Here is an 18,951-nt window from a genome sequence, read left to right as displayed (position 1 = left end):
TGCCTCAACCGCCGGCGAGGCCGCGTTTCGCTGCGCACATCAGCCGTCCGGCGCTTGAGCGCACGGCGGCCCGCCGCCCGGCCCGCGCCGCTTGAGCCCTGCCCGCCGCAGGCGCTCCGCGCCGAAGGCCGTACGGAGTCAGGGGCGAGTCCCCGAACCCCGCGTCGGCCAGGGTGAAGCCCCGGGTCCCGGGGCGAGTCCCCGAAGTCCGCGGTCGGCAGGGCGCGGGGCAGCGGGTCCGGTGGGGCCCCCGTGCCCGCGGGGCGTAGGGGCGAAGCCCGTACGGTCCCCAGGCGGTCTCCGGCACCCGTGCCTGCTGGGGCGAGAGGCCGTACAGGGTCCGGGGCGAGGCCCGAAGTCCGCGGTCGACACGGCGTGGGAGGGCGGGTCCGGGTGAAGCCCGTACGGTCCCCAGGCGGTCTCCGGCGCCCGTGCCTGCTGGGGCGAGAGGCCGTACAGGGCCCGGGGCGAGTCCGCGAAGTCCGCGGTCGGCAGGGCGTGGGGCAGCGGGTCCGGTGGGGCCCCCGTGCCCGCGGGGCGTAGGGGCGAAGCCCGTACGGTCCCCAGGCGGGCTCCGACGCCCGTGCCTGCCGGGGCGACCCGCGCCCGCCAGGGCGCAGGGCAGCTGGTTCGGTGGGCGTCCCCCCACGCCCGCAGGCACCGGGGTCCGGGGAGAAACCCCGGTTCGGGAAGGGGCGGGGTGGGGAAACGCCCCCGCATGGTCACCCCCGCAGCGCCTCCAGCTGGTCCAGGAACCAGCGGCGTGGGGGGAGCGCCGTCGCCGCCGCGGCCAGGCGCTTCGTGCGGTCCGCGCGTTCCGCCGCCGGCATGGAGAGGGCCTCGTGCAGGGCCGCGGCCGTGCCCGTCACGTCGTAGGGGTTCACCGTCAGGGCGTCCTCGCGGAGCTCCGCGTACGCTCCCGCCTCGCGTGAGAGAACCAGCGCGCAGCCCGCGTCGGAGACGACCGGAACCTCCTTGGCGACCAGGTTCATGCCGTCGCGGATCGGGTTGACCAGCGCCACGTCGGCCAGGCGGTAGGCGGCCAGGGAGCGGGCGAAGTCGTCCTTCACATGGAGCAGGACCGGCGTCCAGTCCTCCGTGCCGAACCGGGCGTTGATCGCGTCGGCGACCCGCGCCACCTCGGTGGTGTACTCCCGGTAGACGGCGAGGTCCTGCCGCGAGGGGTAGGCGAACGCGACGTGGACCACCCGCTCGCGCCACTCCGGCCGCTCCTCCAGCAGCGTCTCGTACGCGAGCAGACCGCGCACGATGTTCTTCGACAGCTCCGTACGGTCAACCCGGATGATCGTCTTCCGGTCGCCGATCTGCTCCCGCAGCGCCGCCATCCGGTCGTCGACGTCCGGCTGCCGCGACCGCTCGCGCAAGAAGTCGCCGTCCGCGCCCAGCCCGTGCACGCCGAGCCGGATCCGTCGGCGGCGCCGGCCGGGCAGCGCGTACTCGAACGCCGGCTCCTGGTCCTTGGGCCAGCTCCCGCGCCCGTCGTACGCGGCCAGCACCACTCCGCAGCACCGCTGGAACGCCCCCAGCCAGCGCTGGCTCAGAAACCCGAGCCGGTCCGCGCCCAGCATGCCGAGCAGCAGCTCCTCGGCGATGTCGTCGGGCAGCATCCCGAAGTACTCCGAGGGCGCCCACGGCGTGTGCGAGAAGTGCCCGATGCGCAGGTCGGGGCGCAGCTCCCGCAGCATTCCCGGCACCAGCGCGAGGTGGTAGTCCTGCACCAGCACCGCCGCGTCCTCCGCGGCCTCGTCGGCCAGCGCCTCGGCGAACGCCCGGTTGTACATCCGGTACGCGGCCCACTGGCGCCGGAACTCCGTACCGAAGACCGGTTCCAGCGGCGTCTGGTACAGCATGTGGTGCACAAACCACAGCACCGAGTTCGCGATGCCGTTGTACGCGTCGGCGTGGACGGCCGGGGGGATGTCGAGCATCCGGACGCCCGGCTCGCTCAGCCCGCGCCGGACGGCCTCGCGGTCGCCGTCGTCGAGAGCGGCGCACACCCACAGTGACTGGGCGTCGGAGCCGATCGCGGAGAGGCCGGAGACGAGGCCGCCCCCACCGCGGCGGGCGGCGAGCCCGCCGTGCCCGTCCGGTGAGTAGGAGACCGGGCCGCGGTTGGAGGCGACGAGGATCTGGGCAGCGTCGGTGACCATGTGGCGAACCTAGCCCGTCCCGCATCCCCTCAAACGTGCGTACGGCTTCGCCGCAGGTCAGTGGTCGCGTTTCCGGCCACGGACCGCCGCGACGGCGACCACGCCCGCCGCCGTGAGGCTGAGCGCGACGCCGCCGAGCAGCCACAGCTGCTCGGCGGTGGAGCCGGTGCGGGCCGGCTCACCGGTGTGCCGGGGCGCCTCGGCGGTCAGGGCCAGCGTCGTGCCCTGGATCGTGTGCATGACGTCCATGAGGTCCATACATACGAAAGTTAGACAAAATGAATGACGGTTCCGGTTTATGCCGCGCGACGCGCCGCGTACTCACCGATCTCGCTCATCGGCGGCCGCTCCTCGGTGTCCACCGCGTGGACGACGGGCACGAATCCGTTCTCGAACCGCTCGAACTGGGTGAGCACCGGGCGTACCAAGTGGCCGCGGGCGAGCCGCATTTGTGCGGTTCGGTAGATCGCCGCCGCCATGCGGCCCAGCGCCTGTCCGTCCTGGTGGCGGTGCTTGCGCGTGCCCACGTCGACCTGTGCCAACGCGTCGAGCCCCACCCGGTTGAGGGCGTCCACCAGCAGGCCGAGTTCCACTCCGTAACCGACCGGGAACGGCAGTTGCTCCAGGAGGGAGCGCCGGGCCGCGTACTCGCCGCCCAGTGGCTGCACGAAACCGGCCAGTTGCGGCCAGTGCAGATTCAGCAGCGGCCGCGCCACCAGCTCGGTAACCCGGCCGCCCTGACCAGGGGCGTCGCCGAGCGGGCGGTCGTACATCGCCTTGACGAACTGCACCTCGGGGTCCGTCAGCAGCGGCCCCACGATCCCGGAGACGAAATCGGCCGAGAAGTCGCGCAGATCGGAGTCGATGAAGCACACGATGTCACCGCTGGTCACCATCAGTGACCGCCACAGCACCTCGCCCTTGCCCGCCGCTGCCGGGATCCGCGGCAGGACGGCGTCCCGGTGCACCACCCGCGCGCCCGCCGCCTCGGCCACCTCGGCCGTACGGTCGCTCGACGCCGAGTCGATCACCACCAGCTCGTCGACCAGCGGGATCCGCTCCATCAGCTCGTGCCGGATCACCGTCACGATGTCGCCGACCGTCTGCTCTTCGTTCAGGGCGGGGAGCACCACACTCACCGACGATCCGCGCCGGGCCTTGGCGGCGAGGATCTGGTTCGGTGTGCGGTCGGCGGCGGACCAGGTACGTATGCCCAGCCAGCGCTCCACCTCATCGAGCACGGCACGTCTCCTTGACATCAGGGGTTCGGATCGGGGGAATGGACCGGCCGGAGGCCGTGCGTGTGATCCATCTCGCGGTTCGGACGACTATCTCAACTGTCCGGGCCTTCGGTTACAGTCTTGAACAACGCAGGTGACCACCGCATCTCGGGGTCGCCTGCCGACAATCGAATACCGCTCATCCAGAGGGGCAGAGGGAACGGCCCGTTGAAGCCCCGGCAACCCTCCCGCCGACCGCGAGGTCACGGTGGGGAAGGTGCCAATTCCGTCTTGTGGCGAAATGCGTCACGAGGAAGATGAGGAGAAAGGGCCTCGCCATAATGGCTGCGCAGACCATCGCCAGCACCACCGCCACCGCTTCCGCCTCTGTGGATCTCGGACCCGCCGCCGCACTGTCGTGCCGCGAGTGCGGGGAGCGTTTCGAGCTCGGCCCCATCTTCGCCTGCGCCTCGTGTTTCGGGCCGCTCGAAGTCGCGTACGACCTGCCGAGCGGCGACCCGGAGGCCCTGCGGAAGCAGATCGAGGCCGGCCCGAACAACATCTGGCGCTACGCCCCGCTCCTGCCCGTCCCCGCCGACGTGGCCGGCAAGCCGAACATCAACCCCGGCTTCACCAAGCTCGTCAAGGCCGACAACCTCGCCCGTGAACTCGGCGTCACCGGCGGGCTGTTCATCAAGGACGACTCCGGCAACCCGACGCACTCCTTCAAGGACCGTGTCGTCGCGATCGCCGTCGAGGCGGCCCGCGCCTTCGGCTTCACCACCCTGTCCTGCTCCTCCACCGGCAACCTCGCCGGCGCGGTCGGCGCCGCCGCCGCGCGGGCCGGCTTCCGCTCCTGCGTCTTCATCCCGCATGACCTGGAGCAGGGCAAGGTCGTCATGGCCGCGGTCTACGGCGGCGAGCTGGTCGGCATCGAGGGCAACTACGACGACGTCAACCGCTTCTGCTCCGAGCTCATCGGCGACCCGCTCGGCGAGGGCTGGGGCTTTGTGAACGTCAACCTCCGCCCGTACTACGGCGAGGGCTCCAAGACGCTCGCGTACGAGATCTGCGAGCAGCTCGGCTGGCAGCTGCCCGACCAGATCGTCATTCCGATCGCTTCCGGTTCCCAGCTCACCAAGATCGACAAGGGCCTTCAGGAGCTGATCAGGCTCGGCCTCGTCGAGGACAAGCCGTACAAGATCTTCGGCGCCCAGGCAGAGGGCTGTTCCCCGGTGTCCACCGCCTTCAAGGCCGGTCACGACGTCGTGCGCCCCCAGAAGCCGAACACCATCGCCAAGTCGCTCGCCATCGGCAACCCGGCCGACGGCCCTTACGTGCTGGACATCGCCCGCCGCACGGGCGGCGCGGTGGAGGACGTGAACGACGAGCAGGTCGTCGACGCGATCAAGCTGCTGGCCCGCACCGAGGGCATCTTCGCCGAGACGGCGGGCGGCGTGACCGTGGGTGTGACGAAGAAGCTGATCGAGCAGGGCGTGCTCGACCCGGCGCTCACCACCGTCGTGCTGAACACCGGCGACGGCCTCAAGACGCTGGACGCGGTCGCCCCGACCACCGGCCCGACCGCGACGATCCGCCCGAGCCTGGACGCGTTCCGCGACGCCGGCCTGGCAGGCTGAGACCGAAACGGGTCCCGCCGACCACCTCAGATTGAAGAAAGGCTGCACCCCATGAGCGTCAACGTCCGCATCCCCACCATCCTCCGTACGTACACGGGCGGCCAGGCCGAGGTCCCCGCCGAGGGCGCGACCCTGGCCGAGGTCATCGCGGACCTGGAGAAGAACCACACGGGCATCGCGGCCCGCGTCCTGGACGACCAGGGCAAGCTGCGCCGCTTCGTCAACGTGTACGTGAACGACGACGACGTCCGCTTCGAGCAGGGCCTGCAGACGGTGACGCCGGACGGTGCGGGCGTCTCGATCATCCCCGCCGTCGCCGGCGGCTGATTCCGCTCCGCGTTACCCAGCGTTACGGAAATTGCCCCCTCCGCCAGAGAAGCGGAGGGGGCAATTCTGCATGGTTGAGCGCGGTAGAGTCTGGGAAGCCCCCTCCGCCGGCCGCCCGGTAATGCGTTCCCGCTCCGTAAGAATGCGGCCAAAGTGAGCGATCGAATTGCGCCGAAAGTGCCGCTTTGTCGGGCCCGACTTGCCCCGGAATTCATTCAATTCGCATGAATCGGCCGATCGGTCCTGCCCAGATTTCTCGTCCGATTGACCTGTTGCAGAGGGCAGTTGGGCAGATACATTCAGCCGCGGTCGACGCGTTCCGGCGCACACCCCTCCTGCTGGGGTGAGGTCTGACCCGGGTCCGCGAAGTGCGGTCCTGTGCAAGGGCCAGTAATAGGGGAGTTAGGCATGGCTCAGGGCACCGTCAAGTGGTTCAACGCGGAGAAGGGGTACGGCTTCATCGCGGTCGACGGTGGTGCGGATGTTTTCGTCCACTACAGCGCGATCCAGATGGACGGATACCGCACCCTTGAAGAGGGTCAGCGAGTCGAGTTCGAGATCTCGCAGGGCCAGAAGGGTCCGCAGGCGGACATGGTCAAGCTCGCCGTCTGATCCAACTGATCCAGGCGCGATCGGCCACCGACGCACTCACGCGCGAGGGGTCCGTATCCCGGTAGACCGGGATGCGGGCCCCTCGTGCTTCGCCGTGAGGTGCGCCGTGGCCCTCGCCGTGAGGGCTCCGTGATGACCGCCGTGAGGGCCGTCCACGGTGCGCCGTGAGCGTGAGGCGCTTGCACTCTCCGGGGGCGAGTGCTAATCATTGGCGTTAGCACTCTCCCAGTGAGAGTGACAGAACTTGGATCGGGTCGGTGAGGTCCGCAGGCCGGGTGGGGCAAGGAACCACACGGCGCGCAGGCCGTCCGTCGCGGGCGCCGGATGCGATCCGAAGCAATCCACCCCAGTCCGGGAGGACCACTTCACATGGCCAAGATCATCGCGTTCGACGAGGAGGCACGGCGCGGTCTCGAGCGCGGGATGAACCAGCTCGCCGACGCCGTCAAGGTCACCCTTGGCCCCAAGGGTCGCAACGTCGTCCTCGAGAAGAAGTGGGGCGCCCCCACGATCACCAACGATGGTGTGTCCATCGCCAAGGAGATCGAGCTCGAGGACCCGTACGAGAAGATCGGCGCCGAGCTGGTCAAGGAAGTCGCCAAGAAGACGGACGACGTCGCCGGTGACGGTACGACCACCGCGACCGTCCTCGCCCAGGCGCTCGTCCGCGAGGGTCTGCGCAACGTGGCCGCCGGCGCCAACCCGATGGCCCTCAAGCGCGGCATCGAGAAGGCCGTCGAGGCCGTCTCCGGCGCCCTGCTCGAGCAGGCCAAGGACGTGGAGACCAAGGAGCAGATCGCTTCGACCGCCTCCATCTCCGCCGCCGACACCCAGATCGGCGAGCTCATCGCCGAGGCCATGGACAAGGTCGGCAAGGAAGGCGTCATCACGGTCGAGGAGTCCCAGACCTTCGGTCTGGAGCTCGAGCTCACCGAGGGCATGCGCTTCGACAAGGGCTACATCTCGGCGTACTTCGCCACCGACATGGAGCGTATGGAGGCGTCCCTGGACGACCCGTACATCCTGATCGTCAACTCCAAGGTCGGCAACGTGAAGGACCTCCTTCCGCTGCTGGAGAAGGTCATGCAGTCCGGCAAGCCGCTGCTGATCATCGCCGAGGACGTCGAGGGCGAGGCCCTGTCCACGCTCGTCGTGAACAAGATCCGCGGCACCTTCAAGTCCGTCGCCGTCAAGGCCCCGGGCTTCGGCGACCGCCGCAAGGCCATGCTCAACGACATCGCCATCCTCACGGGCGGCACGGTCATCTCCGAGGAGGTCGGCCTCAAGCTCGAGAACGCGGGCCTGGACCTGCTGGGCCGCGCCCGCAAGGTCGTCATCACCAAGGACGAGACCACGATCGTCGACGGTGCCGGTGAGAGCGACCAGGTGGCCGGCCGCGTCAACCAGATCCGTGCCGAGATCGAGAACAGCGACTCGGACTACGACCGCGAGAAGCTCCAGGAGCGCCTCGCGAAGCTGGCCGGCGGCGTGGCCGTCATCAAGGCCGGCGCCGCGACCGAGGTCGAGCTCAAGGAGCGCAAGCACCGCATCGAGGACGCCGTTCGCAACGCGAAGGCGGCCGTCGAGGAGGGCATCGTCGCCGGTGGTGGCGTGGCGCTGCTCCAGGCCTCCTCGGTCTTCGAGAAGCTCGAGCTCCAGGGTGACGAGGCGACCGGCGCCAACGCCGTGAAGCTCGCGCTGGAGGCCCCGCTGAAGCAGATCGCCGTCAACGGTGGTCTCGAGGGCGGCGTCGTCGTCGAGAAGGTGCGCAACCTGGCCGTCGGCCACGGTCTGAACGCCGCGACCGGCGAGTACGTCGACATGATCGCCGAGGGCATCATCGACCCCGCGAAGGTGACCCGCTCTGCCCTGCAGAACGCGGCCTCCATCGCGGCGCTGTTCCTCACCACCGAGGCCGTCATCGCCGACAAGCCGGAGAAGGCCGGCGCGCCTGCCGGTGGCGGCATGCCGGGCGGTGACATGGACTTCTGATCGCCGTGAAGGCTTCGGCCTGATGGTTGATCAACCGTCCTGACCGAGGGCGGCACCCCACTCCCAGGGGTGCCGCCCTTCGGCGTTCGCGGCGTGCCGTCCGGTTCCGGCCGCCGGTAGGGACCGGGCGGGGACGGCGACCGAGGTGAGGACGAGACCGTGGGCGACGGTCCAGCGGCCGTGCATCGCGGCCGAGAGCTCCGGAGCGCCGTGGACGCGCACCACGAAGCGGTCGCTGCCGGGGAGGAACGACAGTTGTGCGTCGCGGAATTCGAGTCCGCGTCCGGTCAGGGGAAACCATGCCTTGTACACCGCCTCCTTGGCGCTGAAGAGCATCCGGTCCCAGGGGACCGCGGGCTCCGACCGGGCGAGAGCTGCCAGGTGCCGGAGCTCGGCGGTGGTGCAGATCAGACCGAGGACGCCGTCGTCCAGCGGGGTGGCCGGCTCGGCGTCGATACCCAAGGCGGCCGTACCGGTGGAACGGGCGACTGCTGCCGCCCGATAGCCGCGGCAGTGGGTCATGCTGCCCACGATCCCGGTGGGCCAGACGGGGGCGCCGCGTTCTCCCGCGGGCAGCGGCACCGGGGGGTGACCCAGTCGGGCCAGCGCCCGCCGTGCGCAGTGTCGTACGGCGGCGAATTCGTGAACCCGCTCCGGGACGACGCCCGCCGGGGGAGCTTCCCCCGCCAGCGGGACGCCGGGCGGGACGGGGCCGAACTCCGCCTCGCCCGCAGCGCCCTGGGGAAGCAGAAGCTCAATGTGACGTCTGGCCCTCATGGCGAGGAGAATCGGTCTGGTGTTTCGATACTCTTGACTGAATGATCTTGCCATCGATTCACGTTCGGATCATGGCACCGGGCGGGCGATTTGACCACGGCCGCCGGCCGCGCGCGCATTGCCGGGGGGTGGGCTGTGGGTTTGTTGTCCTTCAAGATGCTGGGACCGCTTGCTGTGGAGGCGGACGGCGTCCCCATACCCCTCGGCGGTCTGCGACAGCGCACGGTCCTGGCCGTTCTTCTGCTCTCGCCGGGACGGCCCGTGCCCGTGGACGCCCTGATCGAAGCCGTGTGGCAGGGCGCCCCGCCGGCCACCGCCCGCAACCAGATAGCCATCTGCATCACCACCCTGCGCCGCATCTTCCGCGACGCGGCCGGTGACGACCGCCTCATCACGACGGGTCATCGGAGCTACGTCCTGAACCAGGGCGAGCACGACATCGACGTCCGGACAATGGACCGACTGGTCGCCGAAGCCCGGGCGCTGGCGCGCGACGGACACAGCGCACAGGCCATGGAGATTTTCCGGCAGGCGCTGGCACTGTGGAACGGCACGGCCCTGGAGGGGCTGTCGGGGGGCCGCATCGACGCCGCCGCCGCCCGCCTCTCGGACCTGTGGCTCGATGTGAGCGAGGAGTACGCGGGACTCCAACTGCAGCTCGGCGACTACCGTTCGGTGGTGGCCCACATGACCGGGGTGGTGGACAATCATCCCCTGCGGGAGCAGGCGCGGTTCCACCTGATGCTGGCGTTACGCCGGTCCGGTCGGCGGGCCAGTGCCCTGGAGACCTACCGCGCCGGCCGCAAGATCTTCATCGAACAGCTGGGGACCGAGCCCGGCCCGGCGTTGCAGGAGCTGCACCAGCGCATCCTGCAGGACCTCGTCGCGGCCGAGATGGCCGAACGATACGTGCCGCCGACGTCGCCGGTCACCGGAATACCCGCCCAGCTCCCGGCTCCCTCCGCGGCCTTCACCGGCCGGACGCACGAGCTCGCCGAGCTCGACCAGATGCTCGACGTCTCCAGGAGCGAGGCGCCGCTGACCATCGCAGCGCTCTCCGGAACCAGCGGAGTCGGCAAGACCGCGCTGGCAGTCCACTGGGCCAATAGCGTCGCCGAGCGCTTTGCGGACGGGCAGCTCTTCGTCGACATGCGCGGCTACGACGATCACGAGCCGCCGCTCACCGCCATGCAGGCCCTGGACCGGTGCCTGCGTGCGCTCGGGGTGCCCAGCTCGCACATCCCCGACGAACTGGAGGAACGCGCCGCACTGTACCGAGGGGTGCTGGACGGCAAGCGGGTGCTGATCCTGCTGGACAACGTACGGTCCCTGCGGCAGGCACTGCCGCTGTTCCCCGGCCGGGGCACCTCCTGCGTGGTGGTCACCGGACGCGACTCCTTCGACTACATGACGGGGGACTACGCGGTGGTGAGGATCGCCCTCAAGTCGCTGGAGGCAGAACAGTCGAGCCGGCTGCTGGCCACCATCGCCGGGTCCACGTACACCGAGGCGGCACCGGAGCAGGCGGCCCGGTTGGTCGAGTTGTGCGACGGGCTGCCGCTGGCCCTGCGCATCGCCGGTGCCTACCTGGTCGCCAGACCCCACCGGTCCGTGGCGCAGCTGGTCGACCGACTGGAGGACCGATGCCGTCGGCTGGACATCCTCAGCCCCCGCGAAGGCGGGGTGCGCGCCGGGATCTGGCTGAGTTACCGGGAGCTGCCGGCCGAGGCGGCGCGTCTGTACCGGCTCCTGGGTCTGCTGCCCGTGCGGGACTTCGCCGCCTGGTCCGGCGCGGCCGTACTGGACACCAGCACCGAACGGGCCGAGGACCTGCTGGAGCAGCTTGTCGAGGCACAGCTGCTGAACGTGCGCCCGGGCGCGTCAGGGTCGGCTCCACGGTTCGAATTCCACAGCCTGCTGCGCCTGTTCGCCTGGGAGCGGGCCGAGAAGGAGGAGAGCCCGGAGGAGCGCGAGGCCGCGCTGGGGAGGGCCTTCGGGGCCTGGCTCTCCCTTGCCGACCGGGCGAACGAGCTGCTCCGGGGGCCCGGGCACGTCACTCCGCTCCGGGGCCACTCTGCGGTGCTGTCCCACTGGTCCGTGACCGAGGAGCCGCTGACCGACCCGATCGCCTGGTTCGAATCCGAACGGCATGCGATCACGGACCTGGTCAGGCACTGGGGCGAGACGGACAACCGGGGCCGCCCCTGGGAGCTCGTGGCGCGCACCGTCCCGCTCTTCGAGACGTACAACTACCTGGAGGACTGGCGCACCACGGCTGACATCGCACTGCGGGCCGCCCGCAGGACCGGCGACGAGGAGGGCATCGGGACGATGCTGAGCTCTCTCGGGACGCTGGAGATCTACCGGCGGAACTACCAGGAAGCCCGGTCGGTGCTCATGGACGCAAAGGCCGTGATGGAGCAGGGGGACGACGCCCACGGCTATGCCATGGTCCTGCGCAACCTCGCCCTGTGCACCCGGTTCGCGGGCGATCTCGACGAGGCGGCCGGCCTGTGCCGGCAGGCCGTCGACTTCTTCAAGCGGACCGAGGACGTCGCCGGCCGCTCCCACGCCGTCGGCCTGCTCGCCCAGATCGAAATCGAGCGGGGCGAGCGCGAGTTGGGATTCGCCCTCATCCGCGAGGCCTTCACCATCAATCGGGACAACGGCTCCCTCCGCGGCGAGACGCAGAACCTCTACCGGCTGGCCGAGGCCCTGTTGCAGGTGGGAGAGGTACAGGAGGCGGAGCAGGCCGGGCACGAGGTCGTCGTCCTGTCCAGGGCGCAGGGCGACCGCCTCGGTGAGGCGCACGGGCTGCGGGTGCGCGGTGAGGCACAGTGGCGGCAGCGGATGACCGACGAGGCCGAGGCGTCGTTGCGCCAGGCGCACCTGGCTGCTTCGGAGGTGGGCGACAGCTTCCTCCGGGCCCGTGTCGAACTGGATCTCGCCTGCACCAAGGCAGTGGAGAGCGCCGCAGAGCAGGCCCGCGCGTACGCGGAAGCCGCTCTGGCGACGCTTCGGGGGCTGGCGAACCCCCACTGGGAACGGCGGGCGGAACGGCTGCACCGCTTCCTGACGCGGGCGCTGCCGGGAACCTCTGTCGCCCCGGCCCGGTTGGTCCGGGCTTTCGATGCGTGACCGTTGCCGTCCGGGACCGTTCGCGCCCTAGGTCCAGGGCTAGGTCCAGGGCTAGGTCCAGGGCAGGTCGCCGAACCGGGCCCGCGGGTCCGCCACGTGTCCGTCTGGCGAGGGGCCGGCGGGATCCGCCCCGTGCCCGTCTGCCGAGAGGCCGGCGGGTTGCGCCGACACCGTCCACGGAAGGTCGGGCCCGGCCTCCGTCCGGGCGGCCGCGGACGGGCCGGCCAGGGTCAACAGCAGGCCCGTGGCGGCGACGGTCAGCCAGACGGGACCTGTCTTGCGCATGTACACGTTGCTCCCCCTTGAGTGCGTGTGGTCACCGATGATCTTAAGCGGAGGACCTTTCGATGAGATTTTCCCGTTGTTTCGATGCGCTCCCGGAGCAAAAGATCAGGAAAACGGAGGCTCGTTAGGCTACCTGTCGGTATATCCGTATCGGATGCCTTCACGGGGTGACCTCCCGCCGGTGTCCGTGTCACATGGGGGATCAATGTCCGGCGAACTGCCCGGCCTTGAAAGTCAGCTCCAGGACTGTCCGACAGAAATGGTGTCGATCGCGGTTCTGAGGCTCGGTAATTCACTGCGGATCAAGGGCGAGGACCACGCCCATGTCCGCGTACTGGCGGAATCACAGGCGGAGTTGCCTCCGATCCTTGTGCACGCCGACACGATGGAAGTCATCGACGGCGCCCACCGCGTACGGGCCGCCGTCCTGCGCGGGGACGAGGAGATCCGGGCCCGCCTGTACACGGGGGATGCGGACGACGCGTTCGTCCTGGCCGTCCTGCTGAACTCGCGCCACGGTCTGCCGCTCACGGCGGCGGACCGCACGGCTGCCGCGGAGCGCATCATGAAGGTCCACCCTCAGTGGTCCGACCGCCGGGTCGCACGTCTGGCCGGCCTGTCGCCCACCACCGTCGCGGGCCTGCGGAGGCGTTCGACCGACCAGAGTGGTCACTCGCACACCCGCCTCGGAAGCGACGGTCGCGCGCGGCCGGTCAGTGGCGCCGGCGGCCGGCTCCAGGCCCGCGAACTCCTGCTCAGCAGCCCCGAACTGTCCCTGCGGCAGGTCGCGAAGGTCGTGGGCATCGCGCCGTCGACCGTGCGCGACGTGAGGGACCGCATAGCCGCCGGCCAGGACCCGTTGCCCCCGCGGCAGCGCAGGTCCGCGGCCTCGGCGAGCCGGGAGATGACGAGCCGGGAGAAGCGGACGGGCACGGGGCTCGGCCACCAGGCGCCTGCTGCGTCCCGGCCGCAGGCCCCGGACCGGGGGGTCCTGCTCCAGCGCCTGCGCAACGATCCGTCGCTCCGTTTCAGCGAGGCCGGACGCAACCTGCTCCGCTGGCTGGGCCAGCACGCCCACGAGTCGGCCGAGCTGGGCAACGTCGTGGAACGCGTCCCCCCGCACTGCGCCGCCACGGTCGCGGAGCTGATCCGCGCAAACCTCGAGGCGTGGGCGGAGTGCGTCTCGGCGCTCGAGCAGCGTGCCGACGTGCCTTACGAAGCCGAACAGCGATGTGCGAGTTGAATTCGCCGCCCGTTGACCGCATTTGAAGGCCCGCATAGATTTCTCGATGTCAGCGACCGAGCGGAAAACAAGGGGAAAGGGGGGTCGGTGGTGATGGTCGAAGAAACGGGTGTCGAGTTCATTCCCGTGACCACTGTCGCGGATGAAGAAATCCTGGACACCATTCTTTCCCAGCCGTTCTCCTATGTTTCGACCGAAGGAGCCGTCTGGCGTTCCGCCGCGGAGCGGATGCGTCGGGTGAAGGACGAGCGGAAATCCCATCTGCTCGTCATCTCCTGCGGGAATCCCGTCGGGGCGGTCGGCTGGTCACCGGGCCAGACTCCCGGATTCTTCCGGCTCGACCTCGTCTCGTGCAGGGACGAGGCATGGACAGCCGACCTGGTGGACCGGGCGCTGCGCCGGGCGATGGCGCTGCTGACCCGGGCCCGCGAGGTCCAGCGCGTCGAACTGCTGACACCCGCATACAACGATGTCTTCCTCGAATACCTCACCGCCTGCGCGGGCTTCGAGGTGGAAGGCATCCTGCGCGACCGGTTCTTCCTCGACGGCCGGTACTGGCCCGGCGTCGTGTGCTGCGCCGACCTGCGGGAGTTCGCCCCGCAGGGAGCGGCGGAGCCGGCCGGGCGGCAGGAACTCCTCGACCGCCTGCACAAGAAGGCACTCGAGGACCTGACCGAGGCCCACCGCGCCATGTGGAATGCCTGACCCGAGGCCTCCGCGCCCCTCAGACCACCGCTGTCACCAGCGGTCTGTCAACCCACCCACGAAGAAGGAAAGGAGGAGAGAGACATGGACCTCACCAACGTGATGGAGCTGCAGGGCACCGAGATCACCGCCGACGGCGTCGAGCTGCCGGCGAGCACGGCCAGCGACGGCTGCTGATCCGGCGTGGTCCGGCCGGCAAGGCTTTCCCTGCCGGCCGGACCACCCCCATTCCCACCCAGCACGACGCCTGGCAGATCCCGACGGCACGGGACAGCGCCGGAGGCCGCCGACTGCGGGGCCCGCACCACCACGGCAGACCCCTTGCGGAACCGTCGTCGTGGAATCGCCGACACACGAAGGAGGAACCGCTGTGCCCACGTGGGGCATGACACCGACCAGTCCACGGAGCGTCAGTGTGGCGCTGCCCGAGCGCGTAGTCACCAACGCCGAGTTGTGCAGGACGCTGGACAGCACTCCGGAGTGGATCGAGGAGAAGACCGGCATCAAGGAGCGTCGGTTCCTCTCCGCAGACGAGAACATCACCGATCTGGCGACGGAGGCGGCCGCGAAGGCCCTCGCAGCAGCACGGATCTCGGCCCGCGACGTGGACGTACTCGTTGTGGCCTGCACCAGCCCGGACTGGATGATGCCGTCACTCGGCGTCATCATCGCCGACCGGCTGGGCATCGAGACCCCCCGCATCGTGGACATCACCCAGCACGCCTGTGCCTCCTCCGTCTACGCGACCTACACCGCCTCGTGCATGCTGCAGGAGCCGGGCCTGCAGAACGCGTTGGTGGTGTGCGCCGAGTGCGTCTCCCGCAACACCGAGCCCCTCGACCGGACCACGCGCATCTTCTTCGGGGACGCCGCCGCAGCCATGGTCCTCACGAGGACCGAGGCGCCTCACGGGCTGCTCTCCTATGACCTGGGCAATGCCTACTCGGAGGCCGTCACGCTGGCCTCGCCCTCCCAGTTGCGCCATGAACTGGACACCCTGGGGCGCGAAGTGCACAGCCCCTACCTCCAGATGGACGGAAAGGTGGTCTGGCAGGAGGCCAGCACCCGTCTTCCCAAGTCCCTGGAGGAGACGCTCGCCGGCGCCGCTGTCGACATCGCGGATGTCAGTGGATTCGCGATGCACCAGGCCAACGTACGGCTCGTGCACTACATCGCCCGCACCGTGGGCGCCGACCTCGACCGCGTGGCCATCACCGCCGACACCCTCGGCAACACGGGAGCGGCGTCACCGCTGACCTCTTTGTGGAGCCTGGCCCGCGACGGACTGGCCAAGCGCGGCGACGTGATCGTGCTCGGGGCCATCGGGGCCGGCTTCCTGTGGGGCTCGCTGTGCTTCAGACTGCCCGCCGACATCGACGTGGAGTAACCACCATGGACGTTTTGCGCAAGACCTTCCTGGACCTTTTCTCGGAGCGCTCGGGTGGCGCGGTCCCGGACGACGACAGCGTCGTCTTCGGCAGCGACAGCACATACGGCCTGGAGTCGATGGACACCCTGCGGTTCGTGTCGGCTCTGCTGCCGCTGTACGGGGACAAGGTGTACGACCTCAAGGTCGAGGGGATCACCAGCCTCCGCAGCGTCCATGACCAGCTCGCCGGCGTCTGACGGACCTGCACGTGAAAGGCCTGCTGTGCCGGCTCGTACCGCTGACCGAGGCCGAACTGGGGACCGTGGCGAAGTGGCTCAGTCCCTCGGAATGCGAGGCCCTGGTCCGCGGCACATCGAGCACACTCCTGCGTGAGTCGCAGTACGCATCTCTGGAGGCCGAAGGACGCCGGGCAGCGATCGTCACGGACGTGCGGGGCACCACGGTGGGGATCGTGCACTGGTGGAGGCTGGACGACGGGGTGTACGAGGTCGGCGGCGCCACCGGTGACGAACGACTGTGGAACACAGGTATCGGCATCGAGGCCGCCCTGCTGGTGATCGACTATCTCTTCGAGGTCGAGAACTGCAGGCGGATCGAGTTCACCACCGGTCTGCACAACAACGCGGTCATCAACATCGGCCTGGGCGACGGCATGACGGTCGAAGCGATCTGCAGGAACTACTTCGCGACCACCCAGGGAAACGTGCCGGCGGTGAAGTCCGGGATGACCCGTGAGGAATACCAACGGCCCTACCCCCACTACCAGCCCCGTGTGGGCCGACACCTCGACGCCCCCCGGCACGAGGCCCGCACAAGAGCTCTGTCCCGGCGCATCGACGTCCACGGGATCGCGAACCGTCTGAGGAGTCAACAGCCATGAGCGACACGAAGCCACCCGTCCACCGCAATGTGCTGGTGGTCGGCGGAACGAGCGGCCTGGGACAGGCAGTGGCCCGGGAGTTCGCCCCCATCGCGGAAGCCGTCCACCTCACGTATCACGGCCGCCGTGACGACGCCGAGAAGACCGCCGCCATGGTCGCAGAGAACGGCGGCAACCCGGTCGTCCATCAGCTGAGCCTGCCCGACCCCGACCCCAAAGGTGCGGCCGTGCGCCGGCTGCTGCGTGAGGCCACCCCCTGCGACGTCGTGGTCAACTGCGCCGTGGCCAACCAGGCCGCACTGGCCACCGTGTCGAACGCCGAGCACTTCAAGGCGGTGATCGACGCCAACGTCTTCGGCGTCTACCAGGTCAACGCCGTCGCCGCGCAGGCCATGGCGGCAACGGGCGGCGGCACCGTCATCAACGTGTCGTCGATCCTCACCCGCCACTACATCGTCGGCGCCATGCCCTACATCACCAGCAAGGCGGCGATCGAGGCCCAGACCCGCGGCTTCGCCCGGGAATGGGGAAGGCTCGGCCTCCGCTTCAACACCGTCTCGCCGGGCCCCATCCGCGACACCCGACTCCTCAGCACCGTCCCCCGCGAAGCCATCGAGGAGATCATGGGCGGCCCCGACTACGAAGACCGGCTCCTCGCCCCGCGCCAGGTCGCCGCGGTGATCCGCCAGGTGGCCGGAGCGGACTTCGCCGCCATGAACGGTGAAGTCGTCACCGTCGACGACGGGTTCTCGCTGTGACCGCCGCCGGCACGTACATCTTCCCCTCCCAGGTCTTCCTCGACCTCGATCTGCGCAAGCGCGCCCTGGAGTCCCAGGCGATGCAGATCATGCTCGACCTCGGGAGCGACACCCTGTCGATGGACTTCCGGGCCATCCTCCGCGACGGCACCGAGGAGGAGGCGAACGATCCCCGCTTCCGCCGTCCCCTGATCAATCTGATGGGCGTCGCCGGCTACCGCGAGGAGCTGCGCCGCCGTGACATGCAGCCCGTCTGCGTCACCGGCATCAGCCTGGGCTTCCTCAGCGCGGCGACAGCGGTGGGCTGGGTCTCGCTGGAGGACATGGTGCGCATGTCGAACACCATGGCGGCCATCGAGACGGACGTCTTCGGGAGCACTGACTACGCCAGTGTCTTCTTCTACCACTGCGACCACACCCGGGTCTTCGAGGAGCTCCGGAACCAGGGGGTCGACTCGCTCCTGCACCTGTCGGCCGTCGTCTCCGGCAACCAGTTCATCGCGGCCTGCCGACGTTCGGACATCGACGTCATCAAACCTGCGGTGATGAAGGCCGGCACCCTGTTCAAGGTGATCCCCTACAGCTATCCGGGCCACTGCGGCCTGATGGACGAGGTGAAGAAGATCTTCGCCCGGGAGTGGCGCTTCGGCGACCCGCAGGCCAACCCCTCCATTCCGCTCGTCAGCATCAACGACTGCCGTCCCCACACCAGCGCGGCCTCGATCTGGACGCTGGCGGTGGAGCAGTACACCACGGTCCTCGACTGGCGAGGTGTGCTCGGCTATCTGGAGGGGCTGGGACTCGACACCCACGTCGTCCTGGAGCCGTCGGAATTCGTCGTCAAGTCCATGCAGCTGGACCCCGGCTGCACGATCCGACCCGAGGCCGGCGGAGTGGTCGCAGGTGTGTGACCGGGCGCTGGTCCTCCCGGGCCTGGTCCCCCTGACCGCCTCGAACGTGGACGCCGTGCTCGGCGTCCACGACGAGCACCTCGCACTGGCCGCGCACGTCTGCGGCTTCGAGCCCGGCGGGACGGGCGGGCAGCAGGACAGCAGCACGCTGACGACCACCGTGCACGAAGCGCTGCTCGCCGTGGCGGTCATCCGCCGCCTCGAACAGGAGCCGCAGCGCCGCCCCGCCTACGGAGGGCTGAGCGCGGGCTGCGTGACGGCGCTCCTGGCGGCCGGGGTACTCGACGAGGCGGACTGCTTCCGTATCATCCGGGAGGTCAACTCCCGCCAGATCGAGGCTCACCGCACAGGCCGCAGCGGAACGACGCTGGCCGTCCTCGCCCCCTCTGAGGACGACGCCCGGCGGCTGGTCGAGGAAATGCGGTCGGCGTCGGTCCCGTCGTGGCTGTCGGTGGACCTCGGCGGCGGTCTGGTCGCGATCAGCGTCGGCGACTGCGACATCGACGCGGTCAGGGCACGGCTCGGCCGGCTCGGCGTCGTGGTCCTGGACCAGGCCGACCGGGCCGAGCACAGCCCCTGCACCGTCCCCGGCCCCGACGAGCTCGCCGGCATCCTGGCGGGCGTCGAGTTCCGCACGGCGTCGGCCGTCGTGATCAGCCCGCTCACCGGCAAGCCGGTCGACAACTCTCCCGAGGCCTTCCGCCGCATGCTCGTGGACCAGTCGTTCGACACCGTAAGCCTCCCCAGGCTGGTCGACGGTCTGTGCGCGGTGGACGGGGTCGCCGCCGTGGACCTGATCGCCCCCGCGAAGTCCGTGTACGTAACCCGCACGCGCAGCCTGCTGCAGGGCCGGGCGGAGCATCGCCTCCTCACGCTGGCGGGCTGATGAACAGGAGAACGCA

General features: G+C 69.6%; 18 protein-coding genes and 1 riboswitch. Of the genes, 13 read left to right on the top strand and 5 right to left on the bottom strand.

The window, feature by feature from the left end:
* Positions 1 to 722 precede the first annotated feature (722 nt).
* From J7E88_RS05635 to J7E88_RS05625, 3 genes are read right to left on the bottom strand one after another with little or no spacing between them, the layout of a single operon-like run.
* On the bottom strand, positions 723 to 2,171 hold the full coding sequence (locus J7E88_RS05635) for a trehalose-6-phosphate synthase (protein ID WP_215177933.1): 1,449 nt from the start codon (positions 2,169 to 2,171) through the stop codon (positions 723 to 725).
* A 57-nt stretch (positions 2,172 to 2,228) separates the two neighbouring features.
* Entirely contained in the window at positions 2,229 to 2,429 is a 201-nt protein-coding gene (locus J7E88_RS05630; RefSeq protein WP_215177924.1) for a hypothetical protein, read from the bottom strand.
* A 38-nt stretch (positions 2,430 to 2,467) separates the two neighbouring features.
* The gene (locus tag J7E88_RS05625; protein ID WP_215177923.1) at positions 2,468 to 3,412 is read right to left on the bottom strand and encodes a glucosyl-3-phosphoglycerate synthase; all 945 of its coding nucleotides are present in this window, start codon (positions 3,410 to 3,412) and stop codon (positions 2,468 to 2,470) included.
* A gap of 175 nt (positions 3,413 to 3,587) precedes the next feature.
* A riboswitch (SAM riboswitch) is annotated at positions 3,588 to 3,715 on the top strand.
* A 17-nt stretch (positions 3,716 to 3,732) separates the two neighbouring features.
* On the opposite strand from J7E88_RS05625, the gene thrC reads away from it, so the two are divergent.
* From thrC to groL, 4 genes are all read left to right on the top strand, one after another.
* Entirely contained in the window at positions 3,733 to 5,031 is a 1,299-nt protein-coding gene (gene thrC, locus J7E88_RS05620) for a threonine synthase (protein WP_215177921.1), read from the top strand.
* 51 nt (positions 5,032 to 5,082) lie between these two features.
* Positions 5,083 to 5,358, top strand: coding sequence for a MoaD/ThiS family protein (locus tag J7E88_RS05615; RefSeq protein WP_215177920.1), 276 nt, complete (start codon positions 5,083 to 5,085; stop codon positions 5,356 to 5,358).
* Positions 5,359 to 5,766: 408 nt separating this feature from the next.
* Entirely contained in the window at positions 5,767 to 5,970 is a 204-nt protein-coding gene (locus J7E88_RS05610; protein ID WP_005315736.1) for a cold-shock protein, read from the top strand.
* 369 nt (positions 5,971 to 6,339) lie between these two features.
* Positions 6,340 to 7,962, top strand: coding sequence for a chaperonin GroEL (gene groL / locus J7E88_RS05605; protein ID WP_215177918.1), 1,623 nt, complete (start codon positions 6,340 to 6,342; stop codon positions 7,960 to 7,962).
* A 30-nt stretch (positions 7,963 to 7,992) separates the two neighbouring features.
* On the opposite strand, the gene J7E88_RS05600 is transcribed toward groL, so the two are convergent.
* On the bottom strand, positions 7,993 to 8,739 hold the full coding sequence (locus J7E88_RS05600) for a 4'-phosphopantetheinyl transferase (protein WP_215177916.1): 747 nt from the start codon (positions 8,737 to 8,739) through the stop codon (positions 7,993 to 7,995).
* A gap of 135 nt (positions 8,740 to 8,874) precedes the next feature.
* Between J7E88_RS05600 and J7E88_RS05595 the strand changes: the two genes are divergently transcribed.
* The gene (locus J7E88_RS05595) at positions 8,875 to 11,877 is read left to right on the top strand and encodes a BTAD domain-containing putative transcriptional regulator (protein WP_215177912.1); all 3,003 of its coding nucleotides are present in this window, start codon (positions 8,875 to 8,877) and stop codon (positions 11,875 to 11,877) included.
* Positions 11,878 to 11,928: 51 nt separating this feature from the next.
* Here the strand turns inward: J7E88_RS05595 and J7E88_RS05590 are convergent, their stop codons facing one another.
* On the bottom strand, positions 11,929 to 12,162 hold the full coding sequence (locus J7E88_RS05590) for a hypothetical protein (RefSeq protein WP_215177908.1): 234 nt from the start codon (positions 12,160 to 12,162) through the stop codon (positions 11,929 to 11,931).
* A gap of 205 nt (positions 12,163 to 12,367) precedes the next feature.
* Here J7E88_RS05590 and J7E88_RS05585 point away from each other — a divergent pair, with 205 nt between their 5' ends.
* From J7E88_RS05585 to J7E88_RS05550, 8 genes are all read left to right on the top strand, one after another.
* Complete coding sequence (locus J7E88_RS05585; RefSeq protein ID WP_215177906.1) at positions 12,368 to 13,405, top strand: ParB/RepB/Spo0J family partition protein; 1,038 nt, start codon at positions 12,368 to 12,370, stop codon at positions 13,403 to 13,405.
* Positions 13,406 to 13,495: 90 nt separating this feature from the next.
* A complete protein-coding gene (locus J7E88_RS05580) occupies positions 13,496 to 14,110 on the top strand; it encodes a hypothetical protein (RefSeq protein WP_215177904.1) in 615 nt (204 codons plus the stop codon).
* Positions 14,111 to 14,480: 370 nt separating this feature from the next.
* Positions 14,481 to 15,497, top strand: coding sequence for a 3-oxoacyl-ACP synthase III family protein (locus J7E88_RS05575; RefSeq protein WP_215177902.1), 1,017 nt, complete (start codon positions 14,481 to 14,483; stop codon positions 15,495 to 15,497).
* A gap of 5 nt (positions 15,498 to 15,502) precedes the next feature.
* Positions 15,503 to 15,736 (top strand): hypothetical protein, encoded by a 234-nt coding sequence (locus tag J7E88_RS05570; RefSeq protein ID WP_215177900.1) that lies wholly within the window; start codon positions 15,503 to 15,505, stop codon positions 15,734 to 15,736.
* A gap of 11 nt (positions 15,737 to 15,747) precedes the next feature.
* Positions 15,748 to 16,380 (top strand): GNAT family N-acetyltransferase, encoded by a 633-nt coding sequence (locus J7E88_RS05565; RefSeq protein ID WP_215177898.1) that lies wholly within the window; start codon positions 15,748 to 15,750, stop codon positions 16,378 to 16,380.
* Positions 16,377 to 17,138 carry an SDR family NAD(P)-dependent oxidoreductase gene (locus tag J7E88_RS05560; protein ID WP_215177896.1) on the top strand — a complete coding sequence of 254 codons (762 nt, stop codon included), beginning with the start codon at positions 16,377 to 16,379 and terminating at the stop codon, positions 17,136 to 17,138. The genes J7E88_RS05565 and J7E88_RS05560 overlap by 4 nt, the downstream gene beginning before the upstream one ends.
* Positions 17,135 to 18,049 carry a hypothetical protein gene (locus tag J7E88_RS05555; protein WP_215177893.1) on the top strand — a complete coding sequence of 305 codons (915 nt, stop codon included), beginning with the start codon at positions 17,135 to 17,137 and terminating at the stop codon, positions 18,047 to 18,049. The genes J7E88_RS05560 and J7E88_RS05555 overlap by 4 nt, the downstream gene beginning before the upstream one ends.
* Positions 18,042 to 18,935 (top strand): hypothetical protein, encoded by an 894-nt coding sequence (locus tag J7E88_RS05550; RefSeq protein WP_215177892.1) that lies wholly within the window; start codon positions 18,042 to 18,044, stop codon positions 18,933 to 18,935. The genes J7E88_RS05555 and J7E88_RS05550 overlap by 8 nt, the downstream gene beginning before the upstream one ends.
* Positions 18,936 to 18,951 lie beyond the last annotated feature (16 nt).

Origin of the sequence: Streptomyces sp. ISL-10, assembly GCF_018614575.1 — a bacterium.
GTDB lineage: Bacteria > Actinomycetota > Actinomycetes > Streptomycetales > Streptomycetaceae > Streptomyces.
Note: the sequence above shows the minus strand (reverse complement) of the source record. Positions and strands in the feature narration are given on the sequence as shown.